We start from the raw sequence: 20,645 nt of genomic DNA, 5'->3' as shown, positions 1-20,645 counted from the left end.
AATTCAGTTTTTGCTGCCAAACCAGCCCCGATTCTCCCCTACCTGTCTCGGGACAAAACAGGGCCAGCGGCCGATATTGTCCGGGTATTCCCGAGATATCGACGCATCCCGACACATCCAGAAACATTTCATCGAAAGAGAACCCGTGGCAGCGAAGGCACATGCCCCGGCTAGTCTTGGGATAAAGCCTGGCTCGGTGGGAGCTCATGCACGCCTCGTACCAAAGGCTTGCGGCAATCAGGCCGATTCCGCCAAAAAGTTCCGTTTTTTTGCAGAAATGCACGCTTTGTTTTGTGAACGCCGGTGCCTTGCAACTCAGGGCCGTGATTTGATTGGGTCCCAGCATGCCGGCCCCATCCAAGACTGCCGACTGACTGGCGCTTAAATCCCGCGGAGTGGCTTTGAATCATCCTGCGTAGGGGGCATCGTGACCGCATGCACAAGGCCTCTGCCAAAACGGCAACGGCAATTGGTGTGGGTGCTGCTGACCATCGGCATGGTCACGATGTCGCATGCGGAGCCTGTCCTGCGCGTCGTTACCGACAACAACTATCCCCCTTATGTCGTCTTGCGCGCGGACGGTCAGGCCGAGGGCTACATCGTTGATCTCTGGCGCCTGTGGGAAAGCAAGACCGGGGTCCGCGTGGACTTGCGGGCCATGGAGTGGTCGCAGGCACAGCGGGCCATCCGCGACCGTGAGGCCGACGTGATCGACATGATGTTCCGCACCCCGGTGCGCGAGCAGCTCTACGACTTCTCCCAGCCCTATGCCACGCTGCCCGTCAGCATCTATGTCGACAGCTCCATCCAGGGCATCCATGACGCAGCCTCACTCGGTGGATTCACGATCGGGGTGCAACGCGGCGACGCCTGCGTGGACGCGCTGACGAGTCGAGGGGTGTCTGACCTGGCCGCGTACCCGAACTACCAGAGCATCCTGGCAGCGGCGAAAGCTGGACAGATCAAGATGTTCTGCATGGACGATGAGCCCGCCAACTACTATCTCTACCTGCATCGAGAGCAGTTGAATTTTGGCCGGGCGTTCAAGCTGTACGAGGGCCAGTTCCACTGGGCAGTCAACCGAGGCGACGTCGCGACCTTCGAGCTCGTCGAGCGGGGCATGCGCCTGATCAGCCCTGAAGAGCGCGCGCTGCTGCGCGACAAATGGTTCAGCCAGCCTTTTCAGTACCGCCCCTATTTACGCATCGCGATGATGGCCGTGCTGTTGGTGCTGGGCTTGGGCGCAGCGGGCGGTCTCTGGATTCGAATGCTGCGGCGTTCGGTCAAGCACCGGACGGCGGAGATCCAATACAAGCACCACCAGTTGGAGGCGGCGGCGCAGCAACTGCGCGTGGAACGGGCGCTGTTGCGCGCCATCATCGAAAGCAGCCCGGACGCCATGATGCTCAAGAGCCCGGCAGGGATCTACCTGGACTGCAACGCTGGCGCGCTTGAGTTGCTCAAGCTGGAGCGCCAGGAGCTGTTGGGCAAGACCGACGAGCAATTGCTTGATGACCCCGACTTCGTGCAGGTCATCCGCGGCCATGATCAAGAAGTTCTGCACGGCGGCAAGCCTCTGCAGTACGAGAGCACTTTCAAAGCCCAGGACGGGAGCACGCGCGACCTTGAGATGGTCAAGGTGCTGGTGCACGATGCCCAAGGCGCGCCCGCGGGCATTCTGACCATAGGGCGCGACATCACCGAGCGGCGGCGCGCGGAGCGTGAATTGCGGATCGCCTCGGTGGCGTTTGAAAGTCACGACGGCATGATGATCGCGGACGCCAACGGCGTCATTGAACGCGTGAACTCGGCTTTCACCCGGATCAGTGGATACACGCCCGAGGAAGCGATCGGCAAGACCCCCAAGCTGCTGCAATCCGGCCTGCACGACGCGCCCTTCTACCAAGCACTCTGGGCGGGTCTGAAGCGAGATGGACATTGGCAAGGGGAAGTCGTGAACCGGCATCGGGAAGGCCGTCTTTACACGGCACGCCTGTCCATCACCGAAGTGACAGACAAAATGGGCCGAACCTTGCGTTACATCGGCAACCTTCAAGACATCACCGCAGAGCTTGATGCGCGGGCACTGGCAGAACGGCTGAGATTTTTCGACACCCTGACGAACCTGCCCAACCGGGTGCAAATCGAAGATCGCATGAGAAGTCACGCGGTCGATCCAAGCGGCGAATCCCTGGCCTACGACGCCGTGATGATGATTGACTTGGACTTGTTCCAGAAGGTCAACGATTCTCTGGGCCATGTGATTGGCGATCAGCTGCTGATCGAAATGGCGCGACGCATCAGCCAGATCGCACGCGAAGGCGACACCGTCGGACGCTTCAGCGGCGACAGCTTCGTGATCGTCGCGCAGGATCTGGACCCCCATCGGCAAGAAGCGGCGCAACGCGCCCAGGCGCTCGCCGAGGCGGTCCGGCGCGCCATCGAAGCCCCTGTGACGCTGGACGGTCATCGCCTCGTCTGCACTGCTTCGGTGGGCATTACCCTGTCATCCGGTCAGCGATCTGATCCAGGCACCCTGCTGCGCCAAGCCGAGCTGGCGATGTACAAGTGCAAGAAGGAGGGGCGCAACACCGTGCGCTTCTTCGAGGAGGCGATGCAGACCGAGATCAACCGTCGCCGCGATCTTGAGAATGAGCTGCGCGAAGCCATCGAGCGGGGGCAGCTCGTGCTCCATTACCAACTTCAGGTGGATGCGCAGGGACAAGCTCTGGGCGCGGAAGCGCTGGTGCGCTGGGCTCATCCGCGCCGTGGGCTCGTTCCGCCTTCGGACTTCATTCCCTTGGCCGAAGAGACCGGACTGATCGAGCCGATCGGTCAATGGGCGTTGTCCACGGCCTGCCATCAATTGGCCCGGTGGGCCGATCGACCCGAGACGCATCACCTGACCATGGCGGTCAACATCAGCCCGCGTCAGTTCAAGTCGCCGACTTTCGTGGAGGACGTGCTCTCGAAAATCCGAGGCGCGGGCATCTCGGCCGACAAGCTCAAGCTCGAGGTGACGGAGAGCACCGCCATCGACGAGTTCGATGTCTCCATGAGCAAGCTGCAGACCCTGCGCACCTGCGGCTTCATGATCTCTCTGGACGACTTCGGGACCGGCAACTCCTCGCTCAATTACCTGACCAAGCTGCCACTGACGCAGCTGAAGATCGACAAGTCCTTCATCGACGATTTGCCGGCCAGCCATCGTGACGCCATGGTGGCGCAGACCATCATCGCCATGGGCCGGGGCTTGGGACTGGACGTCATCGCCGAAGGGGTGGAAACGGAGGAACAGCACCACTTCCTGGTGGAACAAGGTTGCCAGGCTTTTCAGGGTTACCTGTTCGGACGACCGCAGGCCGTGGAGGCCTTTGAAGCCAGCCTGCTGGCGCAAGGCGGCAGAGGCCAGGAACACGCGCTGGAAGGACGCGCATGATCCGTCCCGCCGCGGTCTGGGCTGGTCTTGGTGCACTGCTGATGGGCCTGGTGTCGCCGCTGCACGGGCACGCCATCACCTTGGTGGTCGCGACGGTCAACAACGGGCACATGCTGCAGCTGGCCTCGCTGAGTCCGGAGTTCGAGCGCACTCACGCGGACATCAAGATCCGCTGGGTCACCCTGAGCGAAGCCCAATTGCGCAAGGCGGTCAGCAGCAACATCGCGACGCAGGGACGGCAGTTCGACGTCGTGACGGTGGGCATGTACGAAGTGCCGATCTGGGCCCGACGGGGCTGGTTGACGCCCATCCGCGCCACACCAGAACTGGACGCCCAGGATTTGCTGCCCAACATCCGGGAGGGTCTGTCACACAAAGGTCGGCTGTACGGAGCGCCGATCTATGGCGAAAGCTCCATGCTGTTTTACCGCAAGGACTTCTTCGTCCGCGCCGGTCTGACCATGCCCGCGCAACCCACTTGGTCGGACATCGCCGGTTTCGCGGCCCGGCTGCATGCCCCGCAGGACCAGGTTCATGGCATCTGTCTGCGTGCCAAGGCGGGCTGGGGAGAAAACATGGCCCTGCTCACCACGATCGCCAACACCCATGGGGCCCAGTGGTTCGACATGCAATGGCGGCCACAATTGCAAAGCCGGGCTTGGCACGAGGCGGCCAGCCTCTACGTGAACCTGCTGCGCCGCTTCGGCCCCGAGGATGCGATTCAGCGCGGCTACAACGAGAACCTGGCGCTGTTCCTGGCCGGACGGTGTGCGATCTGGGTCGATGCCACCGTGGCGGCGGGCTTCCTGGCCGACCCCGAGCAGAACCCGCACGCGCAGCAGGTTGGCTTCGCGCCAGCCCCCATCGGCACCACCCCCAAGGGCGCGCGCTGGCTCTGGGCCTGGGCCCTGGCCATTCCGGCCGACATCGACGCGGCGCACACGGAGGCAGCCCAGACCTTCGTGTCGTGGGCCGCGTCCCGCGCCTACATTGAACGGGTGGCAGCTCTGCGAGGCTGGGGCCTGGTGCCCTCGGGCACGCGAGCCTCAACCTACGCCAACCCACGCTTCCAGCGCGCCGCCCCCTGGGCCAGCCACGAGCTCGCGGCCATCCGCGGCGCCGACCCGCGCAACGCCACGCTACCACGCAGTCCCTATCTCGGTGTGCAGTTCGTCACCATTCCGGAATTCGCAGCGATCGGCGACGAGGTCGGTCAGCGGATCGGGGAAGCCGTGGCGGGCCGACTGAGTGTGGACGAGGCCCTTGCCCTCGGTCAGCGCGCCGCACAGCGGCGCATGCTGAGCGCGACACCGCCCTGAAACCCGGGATCAGGCCACTCATCCCGATCGGTGCACGAGGCACAGAGCCGTCATCCACCGCGCTGCCCCCGCCGCACCTGCAGGGCCGTTCAGTGGAAGTCCCGGCTCTGCGTGGCCAAGCGCCCGAGCCAGGGCGTCTGGTCTTCCAGATGCTTCGCGATCAAGTGGCAGACCGCGCCCTGGCGCTGCCAGGTGCCCTGCACGACCATCAGGCGAGCGGACAGCAACACCTCACGCTGCTGGTCGCGCAAGGCCTTCCACACGATGACCTGCACCGCGCCGGTTTCGTCCTCCAAGGTGACGAAGACCACGCCCTTGGCCGTGCCCGGCTGTTGCCGCGCCATGACCAGGCCGCAGGCCCGGGCGGGCCGTCCGTTGGGCCAGGCCAGCAGGTCTTGCGCGGTCTGCACGCCCAGGCTTGATAGGCGCGGGCGCAGCAGCGCCAGCGGATGTCGCCGCAGCGTGAGGCCGGTGGCGGCGTAGTCGAACACAATCTCCTCGCCCTCGGGCGCGGCGGGCAGGGCCAGCGTCGGTTCATGCACCGGGGCTTCGCGCAGCAAGGCCGGCGCCGCGTGCAAGGCCGAGGCGTCCCAGACCTGCTGGCGCCTGTGGCCTGACAGCCCCGCCAAGGCATCGGCGCTGGCCAGCGCATTCAAATCCGAGGCATCGAGCCGCGCGCGCAGGGCGAGGTTTTCGGTGCTGAGAAACAGCCCCTGCGCGCGTGCTTCGACGATGCGATGGGCGCTCTCTTTCTTCAACCCCGCCACCAAGCACAAGCCCAGCCGGACGGCCGCTGGCGTGGCGGGGCGATGTTCAAGCTCCCCGTCGTCCCGCGGCTCCAGCGTGCAATCCCAATCGCTGTGGCACACGTCCACGGGCCGCACGGTGACGCCATGGCGCTGCGCGTCCTGCACCAGTTGCGAGGGGCCGTAAAAGCCCATGGGCAAGGAATTGAGCAATCCCGCCAGGAAAGCCGCGGGCTCGTGGCGCTTGAGCCAGGCACTGGCATAGACCAGCAGTGCGAAGCTGGCTGCATGGCTTTCAGGAAAGCCGTATTCACCAAAGCCCTCGATCTGCCGAAAGATGGCCTCGGCGAATTCGCGCTCGTACCCGCGCGCCGTCATGCCTTCGATCAAGCGCTGCTGGAACTTGTCCACGCCGCCCCTGCGCCGCCACGCCGCCATGGCACGGCGCAATTGATCGGCCTCGCCGGGCGTGAAGCCCGCGGCGAGGATGGCGATCTGCATCACCTGCTCCTGGAAGATGGGCACGCCCAGGGTGCGCGCCAACGCCGGGCGCAGTGCTTCGTTCGGCAAGGACAGAGGTTCACCGCGCCGCTGGCGCTCGCGTTGCTCCAGGAAGGGGTGGACCATGCCACCCTGGATGGGGCCGGGGCGCACGATGGCAACCTCGATCACCAGGTCATAGAAGCAACGCGGTCGCAGGCGCGGCAGCATGCTCATCTGCGCGCGGCTCTCGATCTGGAACACGCCCACCACGTCGGCGCGGCAAACCATCTCGTAGGTCTCGGGGTCCTCGGGCGGAATGTCTTGCAAGCGAAACGGTTGGCCGCGCCACTGGCTCACGAAATCCAGCGTGCGGCGGATGGCGCTGAGCATGCCCAAGGCGAGCACGTCCACCTTGAGCAGGCCCAGCGCGTCGATGTCGTCCTTGTCCCACTCGATGGTGGTGCGCCCTTGCATGGCTGCCGGCACCACGGGCACCGTGCGCGTGAGCTTGTCGCCGGTGAGCACGAAACCACCGCTGTGTTGTGACAGGTGGCGCGGAAAACCAAGCAGCGGACGCGTGAGCTCGAGCAGCAGGCGAATTGGGCGGCTGCCGACATCCACGCCCAGCGCGCGCAAGCGCTCGTGGTTCACCTCGCGCCCGTCCCACCACTGATGCGCCTTGGCCAGTGCGTCGATCACGTCCTCGTCCAGGCCCAGGGCCTTGCCCACGTCGCGGATCGCCCCGCGTGCGTGGTAGGTGTGCACGGCCGCCGTCAGCGCAGCGCGGTCGCGACCGTATTTCTTGTAAAGGTATTGGATGACCTCTTCGCGCCGCTGGTGCTCGAAATCCACGTCGATGTCGGGCGGCTCGTTGCGCTCCTTGCTGATGAAGCGCTCGAACAGCACGCTGGTGCGCGCCGGGTCCACCTCGGTCACGCCCAGACAGTAGCAGACGGCCGAATTGGCGGCGGAGCCACGGCCCTGGCAGAGAATTTTCTTGTCGCGCGCGAAACGCACGATGTCGTAGACCGTGAGGAAGTATTTCTCGTAGCGCAGCTCGCTGATCAGCGCCAGCTCGTGCTCGATCTGCTGGCGCACGGTCGTTGGCATGCCTTGTGGGTAACGCAGCTCTGCGCCTTCCAGCGTGGCGCGGCGCAGGTAAGAAGCCGGTGTCTCACCCTGCGGCACCACTTCTTCGGGGTACTCGTACTTCAGCTCGTCCAGGCTGAAGTGGCAGAGCCCGGCCAGGCGCACCGTTTCGGCCAGCAGCGCCGCCGGGTACAGCGCGGCCAGGCGCTGGCGCGAGCGCAGATGGGCCTCGGCATTGGGCTGCAGCGCGAAGCCGCATTCGGCCACGGGCCGCCCGAGGCGGATGGCCGTCATCACGTCCTGCAGCGGCTTGCGCGAGCGCAGATGCATGTGCACCCCACCCGTCGCCACCAGGGACACGCCGCAACGCGCGCCTGCCGCTTGCAGCTCGCGCAGCCAGCACTCGTCGTCCAGGCCGTGCAGCCGTTCCACCGCCAGCCAAGCCCCGTGCGCAAAGTGCTCCCGCAACCAACGCAGTTGCGCGTCCAGGTGGGCCGCGAAGTCCACCGACTCGGGCGGCAAGCCGTCGCGCTGGGGCAATAGCAGCGCCAGCACCTCACGGCTGTCCAGGTCCGAGGGGTGCCAGCCGTCCACGGGCCAGCCCTCCCTGCGCAAGCGGTACCGCAGGCCGCGCTCCCGCTCGCGCGGCGTCACCGTGTGGCTGCACGCCTGCGTGATCAGCTCGCACAACTGCCCATAACCCGCGCGGCTGCGCGCCAGCAGCACCAGCGTGAAGTGCGTCTCGTCGTTGACGTCCACCCGCAACTCGGTGCCGATCAGCAGGTTCAGGCCCAGCCGCTTGGCCTCGCTGTGCGCGCGCACCACGCCCGCCATGCTGCATTCGTCCGTGATCGCCAGCGCGCTGTAGCCCAAGGCATGCGCGCGCGCCACCAGCTCTTGCGGACTCGATGCGCCACGCTGGAAACTGAAGTGGCTCAAGGCATGCAGCTCGGCGTAGGCAGGCAAGGTCGAAAGGGCCGTGGCCATGGGCCGGAGACCGTCAACGCGGCTATCCATACACGCCTTGCAGAAACCACGCGGGCTCCCCCGCACTGCGGCGCCGGTACACCCACAGCAACCCCGCTTGTGGGCTGTGGGCGACGTAGTAATCGCGCAAGGCCAGCGCCTCGCCCTCCCGTTCGGCCGCGGCGGAGAAACTCCACCAGCCGGTCTCCAGTCGTTCGGGGCCAGCCAGCATGCGCAAGGGCCCTTGGTAGTACGGGCGGTCGCCCTGCATTTCCAGGCGCAACGGTTCGCGCAAAACCCAGGGCGGGTGCAGGCGCAGATGGGGAGGCAGGTGCCGCAGCAGTGCAGGCGCGGTTGCCTGCGCCATAGGCTCGCTCGCCGCGAACCAGGCCTGCATGTGCTGCGGCCGGTGGTCGGCCAGGACACGGCCGCGCAGCACGCGGTGCGGGCCCAGGCGCGCCGATAGCCGCTCGATGAGTTGTGCCAGCGGCTCGCCCTCCTTCAGCTCCTCGGGCAGCAGGCTGCTGTTGTCGGACTGGAAGGCTTCGGTTTCGGTGGCATCGAGGCGGATGGCCTGCACCGGCGCGGGCAGTTGGACGCGGGCCAGGTGCTCGCCCAACAGCCGGGCCAGGTGGCGCGTGTCGCGCGTGGCAGCGCCGGTGCGCAAGTCCAAGTGGCCGTTGCTCAGCTCACCGCGGCGCACCAGGTCATGCTCCCAATGCAGCGTCAGCGCCAGCACACCCCGCTGCCGCGCTTGCAGCCAGCCGGCCAGTTGCCCCAGCAGGCGCCGCGCGCCGAAGAGCAGGCCTTCCGCCGTCTCGACGCGCCCGGTGAACTCCAGCCTGGCGCTGAAGCGCTCGGGCAGCACGACCCAATCCTGCGTGTCGGGCCGCTGACCATAGGCGCGGTCCAGCGCCTCCAGCAAGGCCGCGCCAAAACGGCGCGAGACACCGTCGCGCGGCAAGGCCCGCAACTGCCCCAGGGTGCGACAGCCCAATCGCGCGAGCACGGGCGCATGCGCGCGCGCCGCGCTCAGGTGCGTGAGCGGCAAGGCATCGAGCATGGGAATGAGCTGGCGTGTGGCACACACCGCAACCGGAATCGATTCAGGAACGATCTGCGCATCGGGCGCGGCGTCTGGCGTGGCGTCTCCCGCAGCATGGGGCTGCGGCAAGCTGCGCAGCAAGGCCAGCGCGGCCAGCGCGGTGGGGGCCACGGCCAGGCCCGTGCCCCCGGCCTGCGGCAAGGCCGCGTGCACCTGCCACAGCAGCGCGCGTCGGCCCCCGAAGAGCCGCTGGCTGGCCTCTGCCTCCAGCAGCACCGCGTCTTCCACCAGGCAGACCCGAGGGCTGAACTGCAAGGCCCACCAAGCCAGGGCTTGCTGTTCAGGACCGGGCTGGGGTTCACGCGGTGACGGGCTGGGCACGCTACCCGAGGCGATGCGTGGACGCAGGGCGCACCACAGCATGAGCGGCTTCCTCCAGAAGATGACGCTGGCGCAGCACCGCCGTGACGGGCAGGGGCGCGGCGAGCGTGAGGGGATGATCCAGGGTCGGACCGCGGCGCTTGAGCAAGGCCACGCTGAGCCCAGGCGCCTCACCTGGCACCGAGCCGACCTTGAGCAAGGGCTTGGCGCTTGGCACGCTCTGCAAGGCCAGGCGCAGCGGCGCAGGTGACGATTCGTGCCGTGCGACCCACGGACGAAAGGCGAACACCAGCGCCTGCGTGGCCGTGCTGGCCAGTTGCAAGCGGCGCAACTGCTCGGACCGGGCCTGCGGCAACCAACACAGCAAGGCCCCCAGCTCGCGACCGCGCAGCACCTGTTCGGTGGCCCAGAGGCGTTCGGCCGCGGAGTGGGCATCCACGCGCAGCACCTGCCGGGCAGGGATGCCGAGCAAGCTCAAGGCGGGGAGGTTCGGCAACCGAGGTGCCCCCACCAGCACCAGGGGACCTTGCGCCACGGCCTGGCGCAAGGCAGGCAGCAGCAGCCGCCATTCATGCAAACCCGGCTGGGCCTGGAGGATTTCGGTCAACTGGCCCAGGGGCCAGCCTTGGCCGGGCAGTTCGGGGTCCAACTCGCCATGACCGCTGGGCACGTAGCTCTGCCGCATGCGGGCCAGTTCGTCCGCGCGCCACACCCCGTCCAGCGTGTCCAGACGAGGAGGCGCCAAGGAGTGGAACGATGCGGCGAGGGCCATGGATTTGAGCTGAATCAATACTGTATTTATATACAGTATAAATCCATCGAACCCGGATGCGTCAAGGCCCCGTGGTCAGGCACCTTGGACAGGGGCCGTGGACAGAAATTCCAAGCCCCAGCCCTTTCGACCGCACCTCAAGCGGGCAGCTTGGCGATCACCTTGATCTCGAACTGGAAGCCGTACGGCCGAGTCCCGCCGGGAGGGAAAGAGCGTAGTCAGTCAAGGCTGCGCGACCTTGAGCAAGGCACGTGCAAAGGCCTGTGGTTGACTCAAAAAGGGCAGATGCGCGGTGTTCAAGGTCTCTTTGCGATCCACGAACTCACCGCGTGACACCATCCATAGCTGCGCTTCATACCCCAGAGCCTTGTCATCACGGGTGAAGATGTAGGACTTGGGAACTTTGCCGAAGCGCTCCGCGCTCAGAGTCACGACATCGGCGAAAGGCTTCATCGGCTCGATCCGGTCGTTCCCTGCGAGGGCGTCTTGAATCTCGGGAGGGCAATCGGCACAAATGGCCAAAACACGTCCGCCAGGACGAATGCCTGCGCTGGCGTGATCGCTCGATACATTCAGGTAACGCCCGAGGATGGATTGCTTGTCATGCTTGAGTAGCGACAGCGCATTGTCTCCATTGCGCGGCAGAAAGGCCGCAACGTACACAAGACGCGCAACCTTGTCCGGGCGGTTCTGAGCGACTTGACTGATCGACATGCCGGCCAGGCTATGGCCGACCAGAACCACGCGGCCGCTGAGTTTCTCCAGCTCTTTTTCAATCGCTTGGACATGCGTGCCCAGCCCAATGTCCGAGACTGCAGTGTGGTCCCGACCCTGACCAGGCAGGTTGATGGTTTTGACCTCGTGCCCTTGATTTTCCAGTTGCGCTTTGACCAGGCCCCACACCTGGGCATCGGCCCAAGCGCCGTGGACCAGGACATAGGAGTCAGCTTGAGCCATGGCGCTGCCAAACAAGCTCAGGGAAATGATGATGCGGCGGACAGTGTGTTTCATTGAGTACTCTGTTTGTGTGTATCAAAACCAAAACTTCAGGCGTTCACCGCAGGAAAGTCCACTTCCGTCTGCGCAGCCAGATTGATGAAATTGGTGAATACGTTGGCGCTGATGACAGCCATGACTTCCACCATGTGGCCCTCGTCAAAGCCAGCCTGGGCAAAAGACTGCAGATCAGCATCGCTGAGGCGGCCCCGCTGCTCCAAGACGGCGTGGACAAAGCGCGCCAAGGCCTGATCGCGAGGTTCACTGGCCGCCCCCTGCAGCCAGGCCACGGCCTGCGCCTTCGATACGCCGGCCTTGCCAGCGGCGTACACGTGGTAGGCGCTGCAATAGGGACAACCATGAAATCCGGCCTGCGTCAGAGCGATCAGTTCGCGTTGTTCCGTGGACAGACGGGTGGCGCCCAGCGCTCCATTAAAAGCGGCAAAGGCACGCCCCATCGCCGGTGCATGGGCAATCGTGCGGAAGAAATTGGGCGTTGCGTTGAACTTGCCCTGGATAGCGGCAAGAAAGTCTTGAGCATCACCTTGGGCTTGCTGTGGATCGATGGCAGAAATGCGTGGCATGGAATGTTCCTGAAAATTTAAAAAAAGGGGATCGAGTTCGCTTGATTCAAAAGCCTTCGAGCACGAGTTTTCCTCGGGTATGTCCTGCTTCAACCAAGGCGTGTGCGCGGCGCAGGTTGGTGGCGTCGATGCGTCCCAGGTGTTCGCCCACGGTTGTTCGCAACCGTCCCGCGTCCACCAACAGGGCGACTTGCGTCAGCAACTCATGCTGGGCTTGCATGTCTGTCGTGCCAAACATCGAGCGCGTGAACATCAGTTCCCAATGAACCGAGACGCTCTTTTTCTTGAGCGGACCGATGTCCAGAACATCTGGGTCATCGATCAGCCCAAAGCGTCCTTGCGGTGCAATCAGTTCAGTGATCTGCGGCAGGTAGGCGTCACTGTGAGTCAAACTGACCACATACTGCGGCGCCTCCAGACCTTGCGCCTTCAGTCCTTGTGCCAACGGCTGACCATGGTCGATCACGTGGTGCGCTCCCAGTTCCTGCACCCAACTCGATGTTTCAGGACGAGAGGCCGTACCGATCACATTCAGCTTCGTGAGTTGTCGTGCCAGTTGCACCAGAATAGATCCGACGCCACCCGCAGCGCCGATGACCAACAGCGATTCGCCCGCGTGCGCGCCCTGGCGCAGTCGCAACCGATCGAACATCAACTCCCACGCGGTGATGGTGGTCAGGGGCATGGCAGCCGCCTGTGCATGGTCCAGTGTGTACGGGGCGTGACCCACAAGGCGCTCGTCCACCACGTGCAGTTCGCTGTTGCTGCCCGGGCGCCGAATGTCACCTGCATACCAAACGCGATCACCAGGCTTGAAGAGTCTGACTTCCCCGCCGACGTCGCGGACGATGCCACTGGCATCCCAACCCAGCACTCGCCACTGACCGGGCTCAGGCTGAGCTCCAGCGCGCATCTTTGTGTCTACCGGGTTGACCGAAATTGCCTTGACCTCAACCAACAAGTCACGGGGACCTGGCATGGGTTCAGGCAAATCTCGATCTTGTAGGGCAAGCTCATTCTGGATAGGCAATGCATGCTGATAGGCAATTGCTTTCAAGGAACGTCCTTTCAAAAAGTGTTGATGAAGGACGTCACTATCGAGATTCAGAGCTCGTCTTTGAAGTAGATAATCAATGAATCAGTTTCAAATGAAAATTGAAAATGAGCCTCTTAGAAGACATCGATTTTTTCGTCCAGGCGGGACGTGCCAATAGCCTGTCGGAAGTGGCGCGTCGACTTGACGTCAGCCCCGCAGCGGCCAGCGCCAGCCTCAAGCGCCTGGAGGCCGAACTGGGCACCAAGCTCATGGTGCGATCCACCCGAAATCTACGGCTCACGCACGACGGCGAACTGTTTCTGGCCCAATGCGCACAAGGCCTGGAATTGATACAGAGCGCACGAGAAAGCCTGTTGGCAGGCCGAGACATCATTGGCGGGCAAGTGCAACTGTCACTGCCCTCGGATCTGGGCAGGCAACTCGTGCTTCCTTGGTTGCATGCATTCCGCCAAAAGTATCCTGGCGTTCATCTGCGTCTGCAGTTGTCGGATCGGCTGGCGGGCATCTACCGTGAGCACGTGGACGTGGTGCTTCGCTACGGCGAGCCTTCTGATTCATCCTTGATCAGTTTGCCGGTCGCCCCAAAAAATAGGCGTGTTTTGTGCGCCTCCCCCTCGTATGTGCGCCAGCACGGGGCACCGCGCACGCCGGAGGAATTACGTCACCATGCCTGTTTATGCTTTCAGCTCAGCGACCGCATCCATAACCGCTGGCAGTTTGAACGAAGAGGTCTGGCGACCACGGTTGAAGTAACCGGCCCCATCGTCAGCGACGATGGTGATGCCGTGCGTCAACTGGCCCTCCTGGGGGAGGGCATCGTCTACAAATCCAACTTGGACGTGGCTCATGATCTGAGCAAGGGGCGATTGGTCGCACTCTGCACCGACTGGCGCGGGGAGCCTGCCCCCCTCTACCTAGCTTGCGCCGACCGCAGTCAGTTGAGGCCGGTTGTCAAACTGCTGCGCGAGTTCCTAATTGAGCGTCTTCAAACCTTGACCTGAATGCCGCCCTTCATCGAGTTGGCACGGCTTGTCCAGATCAGTCCGGCAGCTTGGCGATCACCTTGATCTCGAACTGGAAGCCGTAGAGCCAGGTCACGCCGATACCGGTCAGCGTGGGGTGCGGCGCCTCGCCCCAGTACTCGGGCCAGATGCGCCAGACGCGCTCGAAGTTCTGCTCCGGGTTGACGATGAAGACGGTCACATCCACCACGTCGTCGAAGCTGCAATCGGCCGCGCTCAACACCGCATTCAGGTTGTCGAAGGCACGGCGCACCTGGGCCTCCAGTTCCGGCTCGGGTGAGCCATCCTCGCGGCTACCGACCTGGCCCGAAACGAACAGAAAGCCGTTCGACCGCACGGCCGGTGAGTAACGGTTGCGCTCGTAGAGGGCCTGGCGGCCAGCGGGGAAAACAACATCGCGTGGGGTCATCACATGCCTTTCATTGCGTGCAGCGTTGAGTGAAGCAGGCACTGTAGGCAAGCTTATCGTTTGAATAAACAGGATTGTTTGTCCAAGACTGTTTGCATAATCCACACAATCCAGTCCCAGACCCGTCCCACCCATGGACCGTTTTGATGCCATGCAGGCTTTTGCCCGCGTCGTGGAGACCCGCAGCTTCACCCAGGCGGCGCAGACGCTGCACATGAGCAAGACCACCGTGACCCAACTGGTGCAGCAGTTGGAGGCGCGCCTGCGGGTCAAGCTGTTGAATCGCACCACCCGCCAGGTGAACGTGACGGCCGACGGCGCCGCCTATTACGAACGCGTCGTGCGCTTGCTTGCCGACCTGCAGGAGACCGAAACCAGCCTGAGCAGCGCCTCCGCCGCGCCGCGCGGCCACCTGCGGGTGGACGTGCCCAGCCCGCTGGCGCGCCTGATCCTGGTGCCGGCCTTCCCGGACTTCCACGCGCGCTACCCCGACATCCAGCTGCACCTGGGCGTGAGCGACCGGGTGGTGGACCTGATCGGCGAGAACGTGGATTGCGTGGTGCGTGGCGGCGAACCAGGTGACCCCTCGCTGGTGGCGCGGCACGTGGGCGATCTGGCCATCCGGCTGTACGCGGCCCCGTCCTACCTGGCGCGTGCTGGCATGCCCACGCACCCCAGCGACCTGGAGGCGCCACCCCATCAGATCGTAGGCTTTTTGTGGTCAAGCACCGGGCGCATCCTGCCCTGCAGCTTGCAGCGCGGCGACGAACGCGTGGAGGTGCGGGGCCGCTACGCCCTCGCGGTCGACGATGGCAACGCCTACCTGGCGGCGGGCGTGGCGGGCCTGGGCGCGCTGTGGTTGCCGCATTACCTGGCGGCGCCTCATCTGGCGCGGGGCGAGCTGGTGCCGCTGTTCGAGGACTGGGCCATCGCCCCCATGCCGCTGTACCTGGCCTATCCGCCCAACCGCCACGTGGGCGCCCGGCTGCGCGTCTTCATCGACTGGGTGGTCGAGTTGATGGCCCTCCACGCGCCACCGTCACCCCGGGGCCGATGAGCCGCAACGGCCCCTCGCCCCGTCCGACGCTGATCACTGGCAACGGAAGCTGGACGCCTTCTCCACATCGCCGCCCTGGTAGCGGGCCACGGTCGGGTAAGGACAGAGCGGTCGGGTCCGGTTGGGCGCCCAGTCTGCGGGCAGTTCCTTGTTGACGCCGCCGGGGTTGGCGGCCCCACGCGCGCTGGCCTCGATGCGCTCGGGCGCCTGGCCCTGCTCCACCCAGCGCACCAATGGGGAGATGGCGTCGAACTGATCGGTGGACGCGCCATCGCGGCAATGCCCCATGCCCGGCACGCGGAAGAAGCGCGCGTAATCCGCTGTCTGCGCGCCGTCGCGCGCTTGCACGCGGCGGTACCAGGCTTCGGTGTCGTTGACCGAGAAGATCGCGTCGCTCACGCCGTGGTAGACCAGCATGCGCGCGCCTCGCGAGCGCAGCTTCGAGAGGTCGCTGTCATTGGGCGGCGTCATGAATTCCATCGCCGATTGGGTGTACACACCCCCTCGCGCCTGAACCGAGGCGAGCATCGCATCCACATTACCCTCCAGCACGAAGTCATTCGCCTGGAAGGTCTTCGGGTCTTGCGGCGGTGTCCCGAAGATGAAGCCCACCGCGCCCGAGTCCCGCGTCAGCGGCGCGTTGAATTCCCAACTCGCGACATCGGCGCTGGCCAGACCGGCGTCGAAGGGGAAGCTGGCGTAGAAGCGTTGACCGTTCTGGGTGGTCGCGCCACTGAAGATCGATCCAATCGCACGCTTTTGCTCGGCCGAGAGGCAAGTGCCATCGCGCGCGGCCTTGCAAGTGGGCACGTCACGCGCCAGGTCAAAGGCCGCCGCGCAGGCATTCGTGTCCTGGATCATCCCATCGCGCACGCCATCCAGCCGGTCGCACTGGCCCAGCACGGCGTTCACCACGGTCTGGCGTTCGGCCTGGGTGAAAGCGGTGGACAGATCCTTCGGATCGGTGGCCACGCGTTTGTACTGCTGCGCCCCATAGATGTTGGCCACGGCGGCCAGCGGCAAACGGTAGCCGGGTGAACCGACCAGGTAGCCGTCGAACATCTCGGGGTGACGCGCCGCGGCCACCAAGGCGTGGCGCCCGCCGTTCGAACAACCGCCGATGTAGGAGCGGTCCGGCGGGCGGCCATAGGCCTGCGCGATCAGCGCCTTGGCCATGGGCGTGAGCGCGGCCACGGCGTTGTAGCCATAGTCGAGGCGAGCCTGCGGATCGAGACCGAAACCGGGGCCGCGCGTCACGCGGTTGTCGTGCCCCGCGTCGGAGCTGATGACGGCGAAGCCTTGGCTCAGGGCCGAGGTCACGGGACCACCCCCCGCTTGCCCCATGGCGGGAACCACGCTGCCATCGATGCCGCCGTTGGCCTGGTACCAGAAACGCCCGTTCCACTGCCTGGGCAGGCGCATCTCAAAGCCGATGGCATAAGCGAGGCCGTCGATGCCCACGCGCTCGTTCATCGCGCCTCGCACGAGGCAGTGCTCCGCCACCGGGGCGCCGCCCACGCTCAACGCCCCCGCAGGCGTGATGGCGGCCGAGGTGAGCCGCGTCCCCGCGTACGAGAAAAGGCCCGCCAAGGTGTCGCACTGCTGGAGCGGGCCGGGGCGGGCCGCCTCCATCACGGGGGCCGACGCTGGGCCGGACGAGGACAAAGGCGACAAGCCACACGCTGCAAGCAAGACACTGGGCCACACCCAGAGCAGGCGAGCCGGGCGATGCACGAGCAGCGGAGATGGGCGTGAATCTTTCATGAGAGCACCTGGAGCAAGGACTGAATCCAAAAAACCTAACAACCGTTAGGTTGTCTTGGCTTGCACTCTACGCAGTTGGGGGACGCCTCAAAATCGGGGGGAACCCAGGCCACGGGTAAGCTCGGATTCATGGCCACTCGCTCCCCTGCCCCCCTCCCCACGGACACCCCGCCCCCGCCGGGCCATCGCCGCGACAACGTGCTGCTGGCCGGGGCCCAGGTGTTTTCGGAATACGGCTACAAGGGCGCCACCCTGCGCCAGATCGCGGACGCGGCGGGCTTGCTCGCGGGATCGATCTACCACCACTTTGAATCCAAGGAGGCGTTGTACGAAGCCGTGCACGCCGAGGGCTACCGGCGCATGCAGCGCGTGGTGGAAGAGGCCATCGCCCCCCATACCGACCCCTGGACCGCACTCGAAGCGGCGTGTTGCGCGCACCTGACCGAAATGCTGACCGGCGGCCCCATCGCGCGGCTCACCGGCATGGGCCTGGTCGGGCTGCGCGAAGGCAAGGTCAGCCCCGCGATGCAGTCGGCGCGCGACGGCTACGAAGCCTTGCTGGCCCGCCTGATCGCAGACCTGCCCTTGCGCCCCGAACTGGATCGCACGCTCTTTCGACTGCAGTTGCTGGGCGCCTTGAACTGGACCCTCATCTGGTACCGGCCCGAGGGCGCGCGCTCACCGGCGCAAATTGCCCAGCACCTCATCGCCGCGCTGCGATGAAGGCAAGCGCCCGCCCTCCGTGGATGCAGTCTGGCACGTGATTTGACAGGCCGCCCCCTGAGTTCAGCCTTGTCGAGCGCACAAGGCCGAGCATGGGGCCGTGGCGAGGCCCCGATGCTCAGGAAACGCGTTGCGGGGCCGCTCCACCCTCGGGAGGGCGAGCGGTCCGAGGTCCCAGGGACTGGCGAGGGCTTGCTCACTCGGGCAGCAGGCCGATTTCCTTGGCCACACTGCCCCAGCGCTCATGCTCGACGCCGAGGAAGGTCGCCAATTGCCGGGGCGTGCCCAGTGCCTCGGCCAACGGCCCCAGGGTCGCCATGCGCTGCGCCACCTCGGCATCGGCCAGGAGCGCATTGATCTCCTTGTTGAGGCGCTGCACCGCAGCCGCAGGGGTACCGGTGGGCGCGACCACGGCGAACCAGCCCACCATCTCGAAACCGGGCAGCAGCTCGGACAAGGCGGGCACGGACTCCCAGCCGGGCACGCGCTTGGCCGAGGTCACCGCCAGCAGGCGCAGGCGGCCTTGGCGCACGAGCTGAGCCGTCGAAGCCAGATCGGCCACCACGGCGTCGGCATGGCCGCCGATCACGTCCTGGACCGCCACGCCCACCGAGGTGTAACCCACGAGATTGATCTGCATCTGGGTGCGTGCGTTGATCAGGCGCGCGATGATGCCGCCAAAGGTACGCCCGCCCTCGTTGGCCAGGGCCAAGGTGCCGGGTTGGGCCTTGGAGCGCGCGATCAGATCCGGCATGGACTGGATGGGCGACTCGGCCTTGACCAACACGGCGAACGGACTCTTGGCGACGAAAGCCACGGGCGTGAAGTCCTTCTGCGCGTCGTAAGGCAGGGTCTTGAACAAGTACTTGTTCGACACCAAAGCCGCCGTGGTCGCGAAGTAGAAGGTGTAGCCGTCAGGCGTGGCCTGGGCGGCCGTCTGCGCCCCGATCACGTTCTGCCCTCCAGGTTTGTTCTCAATCACGATGGGTTGGCCCAGCGAGCGGCTGAGCCTGTCGCCGAGCAAACGCGCCACGTTGTCGGGACCTGAGCCCGGCGGCTGCGAGAGCACGAACTTGATGGGTTTGTCGGGCCATGCGCCAAGGCCTTGAGCCCAGGCCCCAGGCATGGCGGACACCGCCGCGGCCAGCACGATGGCCTGGATGTAGTTTCTGCGTTTCATTCTTTGTCTCCTCGTGGTTATGGTGGTCGAACTCAGCACACTCTCACTACAGCCGCAAGGCGGCCAGCTGTTCACTCAGCGCCATGGCGTTGGCTGCGACGCCATAGACGTAGTGGTCCGGTCGCACAAGCGCCGCGCGCACGCCATGGCGCTGGAACCATGCCGCGAGCACGCCATCGCGCTCGGTGAATTCGGGCGTGCCGAGCTGCACGGTGCGCAGCCCCGGCAACCCAGCCGTGCGCGCGGCCGCCTGCAGCGCGGCATCGGCGTCGGCGGCCAGCACGAGACGCCAGCCGCAGCCCAAGGTGTCGTCCATCCGCACCGGATCGGCGCCCTCCTTGTGCAACCAAGGTTGGGGAAAGATGGTGCCGCGCGCGGCGTGCGCATCGGCGGCGAGCAAGCCCGACTGCAGCGCGGGCTGCACATCTTGCCGAGGCGTGGGCCTGACCACGCCGCCGCACTCGGCCAGCAGGCGTGCATCCCGCTCGCGAGCGCGAACGGGATCGCGCTCGCCGATGATCTTTCCAATCGCCTTGATGCGCGTCGTCAGCTCGGTGACGTGGGCTTTGCGTTCCACGCCATAGCTGTCGAGCACGGCGTCCCCCGCGTCGCCACGCAACACACTCCCGAGCTTCCAGCAGAGATTGGCCGCGTCGCGCGCACCTTGGCACATGCCCTGGCCTAAAAAGGGTGGCTGCTGGTGCGCGGCGTCGCCCGCGACAAAGACACGACCCTTGCGCCATTCGTCCGCCACGAGCGCATGGAACCGGTAGCTGGCCTGACGCCAGAGCGTTCCATCGTCCGGCGTGAGCCAGGGCGCGAGCAAGCGCCAAGCGCCTTCGGGCGTCGCAAGTTCCTTGGGGTCCTCGCCAGGGTTGATGGAAATTTCCCAGCGGCGGTGCTTGCCCGGACAGATCAGGAAGGAACTGGGCCGCTCGGGATTGCAGTACTGCACACTGGTGGTCGGCAGCTTGGCCAGGCCCTGCTCGTTGACCAGCACGTCCACCACCAGCCAGGGCTCGTCAAAGTCCAGATCTTCCAGGGTGATGCCGACTTGCCCCCGCACGACGCTTGACGCGCCGTCGCAGGCGATCACGTAGCGCGCCCGCACGCTGGAGGAACGTCCATCGTCGCCCCGCAGCGCGAGCAGCGCGCCATCCTCGTCCTGCGTCACCTGCGTCAAGGTCAAACCGAGCTCGACCTTCACGCTGGGAAAGGACTGCGCATGCGCGCGCAAGATCCGCTCCACGGGCGGTTGCGTGAAAACGACCGAGGGCGCGTGACTCAAGGGATACGGCGGCGCCACGGTGGACATGCGCTTGATGACTTGTCCATCCACCCCGTAATAGACCGAATCGGTGAAGGGCTCGAGATGGGGCTTGATCTTCTGGGCCACGCCCATCTGCTGGAACAGGCGCGTGATCTCGTGGTCCAGCGCGATCGCACGCGGCTTGTCATAGACATCGTGCAACTTGTCGCAGACATAAGTGGACACACCTTGCGCGCCCAACAAGCCCGCGGCGATGGCGCCCGTGGGGCCAAAGCCGACAATCGCGACGTCATAGACCCCCGCGTCACGCGCGGTCAGCCCGGCCTTGCTCTGTGCGCTCATG

15 protein-coding genes are annotated in these 20,645 nt (G+C 65.3%); 5 read left to right on the top strand and 10 right to left on the bottom strand.

Annotated elements, in window-relative coordinates:
• Nucleotides 1–478 precede the first annotated feature (478 nt).
• Both ACLBKS_RS06985 and ACLBKS_RS06980 read left to right on the top strand, forming a co-directional pair.
• Nucleotides 479–3,439 (top strand): EAL domain-containing protein, encoded by a 2,961-nt coding sequence (locus ACLBKS_RS06985; RefSeq protein ID WP_410192078.1) that lies wholly within the window; start codon nucleotides 479–481, stop codon nucleotides 3,437–3,439.
• Nucleotides 3,436–4,758, top strand: a complete 1,323-nt coding sequence (locus tag ACLBKS_RS06980) for an ABC transporter substrate-binding protein (RefSeq protein WP_410192077.1) — start codon at nucleotides 3,436–3,438, stop codon at nucleotides 4,756–4,758. Before ACLBKS_RS06985 ends, ACLBKS_RS06980 begins: the two co-directional genes overlap by 4 nt.
• 89 nt (nucleotides 4,759–4,847) lie before the next feature.
• Here ACLBKS_RS06980 and ACLBKS_RS06975 read toward each other — a convergent pair whose 3' ends face one another.
• The 6 genes from ACLBKS_RS06975 to ACLBKS_RS06950 all read right to left on the bottom strand — a co-directional run bounded on the left by ACLBKS_RS06975 (nucleotide 4,848) and on the right by ACLBKS_RS06950 (nucleotide 12,877).
• Entirely contained in the window at nucleotides 4,848–8,063 is a 3,216-nt protein-coding gene (locus tag ACLBKS_RS06975; protein ID WP_410192076.1) for an error-prone DNA polymerase, read from the bottom strand.
• Between the two features lie 22 nt (nucleotides 8,064–8,085).
• Nucleotides 8,086–9,510, bottom strand: a complete 1,425-nt coding sequence (locus ACLBKS_RS06970; protein ID WP_410192075.1) for a Y-family DNA polymerase — start codon at nucleotides 9,508–9,510, stop codon at nucleotides 8,086–8,088.
• On the bottom strand, nucleotides 9,470–10,240 hold the full coding sequence (gene imuA / locus ACLBKS_RS06965) for a translesion DNA synthesis-associated protein ImuA (RefSeq protein WP_410192074.1): 771 nt from the start codon (nucleotides 10,238–10,240) through the stop codon (nucleotides 9,470–9,472). The genes ACLBKS_RS06970 and imuA overlap by 41 nt, the downstream gene beginning before the upstream one ends.
• A 222-nt stretch (nucleotides 10,241–10,462) precedes the next feature.
• On the bottom strand, nucleotides 10,463–11,251 hold the full coding sequence (locus ACLBKS_RS06960) for an alpha/beta fold hydrolase (protein WP_410192073.1): 789 nt from the start codon (nucleotides 11,249–11,251) through the stop codon (nucleotides 10,463–10,465).
• A 35-nt stretch (nucleotides 11,252–11,286) separates the two neighbouring features.
• Complete coding sequence (locus tag ACLBKS_RS06955; protein WP_410192072.1) at nucleotides 11,287–11,913, bottom strand: carboxymuconolactone decarboxylase family protein; 627 nt, start codon at nucleotides 11,911–11,913, stop codon at nucleotides 11,287–11,289.
• Nucleotides 11,867–12,877: a zinc-binding alcohol dehydrogenase family protein gene (locus ACLBKS_RS06950; protein ID WP_410192071.1), complete on the bottom strand. Its 1,011-nt coding sequence runs from the start codon at nucleotides 12,875–12,877 to the stop codon at nucleotides 11,867–11,869. The genes ACLBKS_RS06955 and ACLBKS_RS06950 overlap by 47 nt, the downstream gene beginning before the upstream one ends.
• 104 nt (nucleotides 12,878–12,981) lie before the next feature.
• Between ACLBKS_RS06950 and ACLBKS_RS06945 the strand changes: the two genes are divergently transcribed.
• Nucleotides 12,982–13,878, top strand: a complete 897-nt coding sequence (locus tag ACLBKS_RS06945) for a LysR family transcriptional regulator (protein WP_410192070.1) — start codon at nucleotides 12,982–12,984, stop codon at nucleotides 13,876–13,878.
• A 37-nt stretch (nucleotides 13,879–13,915) separates the two neighbouring features.
• Here the strand turns inward: ACLBKS_RS06945 and ACLBKS_RS06940 are convergent, their stop codons facing one another.
• Entirely contained in the window at nucleotides 13,916–14,308 is a 393-nt protein-coding gene (locus ACLBKS_RS06940; protein ID WP_410192069.1) for a RidA family protein, read from the bottom strand.
• 133 nt (nucleotides 14,309–14,441) lie between these two features.
• Here ACLBKS_RS06940 and ACLBKS_RS06935 point away from each other — a divergent pair, with 133 nt between their 5' ends.
• Nucleotides 14,442–15,365, top strand: coding sequence for a LysR family transcriptional regulator (locus ACLBKS_RS06935; protein ID WP_410192068.1), 924 nt, complete (start codon nucleotides 14,442–14,444; stop codon nucleotides 15,363–15,365).
• Nucleotides 15,366–15,398: 33 nt separating this feature from the next.
• On the opposite strand, the gene ACLBKS_RS06930 is transcribed toward ACLBKS_RS06935, so the two are convergent.
• Entirely contained in the window at nucleotides 15,399–17,129 is a 1,731-nt protein-coding gene (locus tag ACLBKS_RS06930) for a tannase/feruloyl esterase family alpha/beta hydrolase (protein WP_410192067.1), read from the bottom strand.
• Between the two features lie 129 nt (nucleotides 17,130–17,258).
• On the opposite strand from ACLBKS_RS06930, the gene ACLBKS_RS06925 reads away from it, so the two are divergent.
• Nucleotides 17,259–17,852 carry a TetR/AcrR family transcriptional regulator gene (locus tag ACLBKS_RS06925; protein ID WP_410192066.1) on the top strand — a complete coding sequence of 198 codons (594 nt, stop codon included), beginning with the start codon at nucleotides 17,259–17,261 and terminating at the stop codon, nucleotides 17,850–17,852.
• 196 nt (nucleotides 17,853–18,048) lie between these two features.
• Here ACLBKS_RS06925 and ACLBKS_RS06920 read toward each other — a convergent pair whose 3' ends face one another.
• On the bottom strand, nucleotides 18,049–19,032 hold the full coding sequence (locus ACLBKS_RS06920; protein WP_410192065.1) for a Bug family tripartite tricarboxylate transporter substrate binding protein: 984 nt from the start codon (nucleotides 19,030–19,032) through the stop codon (nucleotides 18,049–18,051).
• A 46-nt stretch (nucleotides 19,033–19,078) separates the two neighbouring features.
• Nucleotides 19,079–20,644 carry a bifunctional 3-(3-hydroxy-phenyl)propionate/3-hydroxycinnamic acid hydroxylase gene (locus tag ACLBKS_RS06915; RefSeq protein ID WP_410192064.1) on the bottom strand — a complete coding sequence of 522 codons (1,566 nt, stop codon included), beginning with the start codon at nucleotides 20,642–20,644 and terminating at the stop codon, nucleotides 19,079–19,081.
• Nucleotide 20,645 lies beyond the last annotated feature (1 nt).

The sequence above is a fragment of the Hylemonella sp. W303a genome (genome assembly GCF_046452315.1).
Lineage (GTDB): Bacteria > Pseudomonadota > Gammaproteobacteria > Burkholderiales > Burkholderiaceae_C > Hylemonella.
Note: the sequence above shows the minus strand (reverse complement) of the source record. Positions and strands in the feature narration are given on the sequence as shown.

Excerpts from the sequence above, each read along its gene's own strand:
- ACLBKS_RS06980 (WP_410192077.1), top strand. The coding sequence starts at position 3,436 with ATGATCCGTCCCGCCGCGGTCTGGGCTGGTCTTGGTGCACTGCTGATG.
- ACLBKS_RS06975 (WP_410192076.1), bottom strand. The coding sequence starts at position 8,063 with ATGGCCACGGCCCTTTCGACCTTGCCTGCCTACGCCGAGCTGCATGCC.
- ACLBKS_RS06970 (WP_410192075.1), bottom strand. The coding sequence starts at position 9,510 with ATGCTGTGGTGCGCCCTGCGTCCACGCATCGCCTCGGGTAGCGTGCCC.
- imuA (WP_410192074.1), bottom strand. The coding sequence starts at position 10,240 with ATGGCCCTCGCCGCATCGTTCCACTCCTTGGCGCCTCCTCGTCTGGAC.
- ACLBKS_RS06960 (WP_410192073.1), bottom strand. The coding sequence starts at position 11,251 with ATGAAACACACTGTCCGCCGCATCATCATTTCCCTGAGCTTGTTTGGC.
- ACLBKS_RS06945 (WP_410192070.1), top strand. The coding sequence starts at position 12,982 with ATGAGCCTCTTAGAAGACATCGATTTTTTCGTCCAGGCGGGACGTGCC.
- ACLBKS_RS06940 (WP_410192069.1), bottom strand. The coding sequence starts at position 14,308 with ATGACCCCACGCGATGTTGTTTTCCCCGCTGGCCGCCAGGCCCTCTAC.
- ACLBKS_RS06935 (WP_410192068.1), top strand. The coding sequence starts at position 14,442 with ATGGACCGTTTTGATGCCATGCAGGCTTTTGCCCGCGTCGTGGAGACC.
- ACLBKS_RS06930 (WP_410192067.1), bottom strand. The coding sequence starts at position 17,129 with ATGAAAGATTCACGCCCATCTCCGCTGCTCGTGCATCGCCCGGCTCGC.
- ACLBKS_RS06925 (WP_410192066.1), top strand. The coding sequence starts at position 17,259 with ATGGCCACTCGCTCCCCTGCCCCCCTCCCCACGGACACCCCGCCCCCG.
- ACLBKS_RS06920 (WP_410192065.1), bottom strand. The coding sequence starts at position 19,032 with ATGAAACGCAGAAACTACATCCAGGCCATCGTGCTGGCCGCGGCGGTG.
- ACLBKS_RS06915 (WP_410192064.1), bottom strand. The coding sequence starts at position 20,644 with ATGAGCGCACAGAGCAAGGCCGGGCTGACCGCGCGTGACGCGGGGGTC.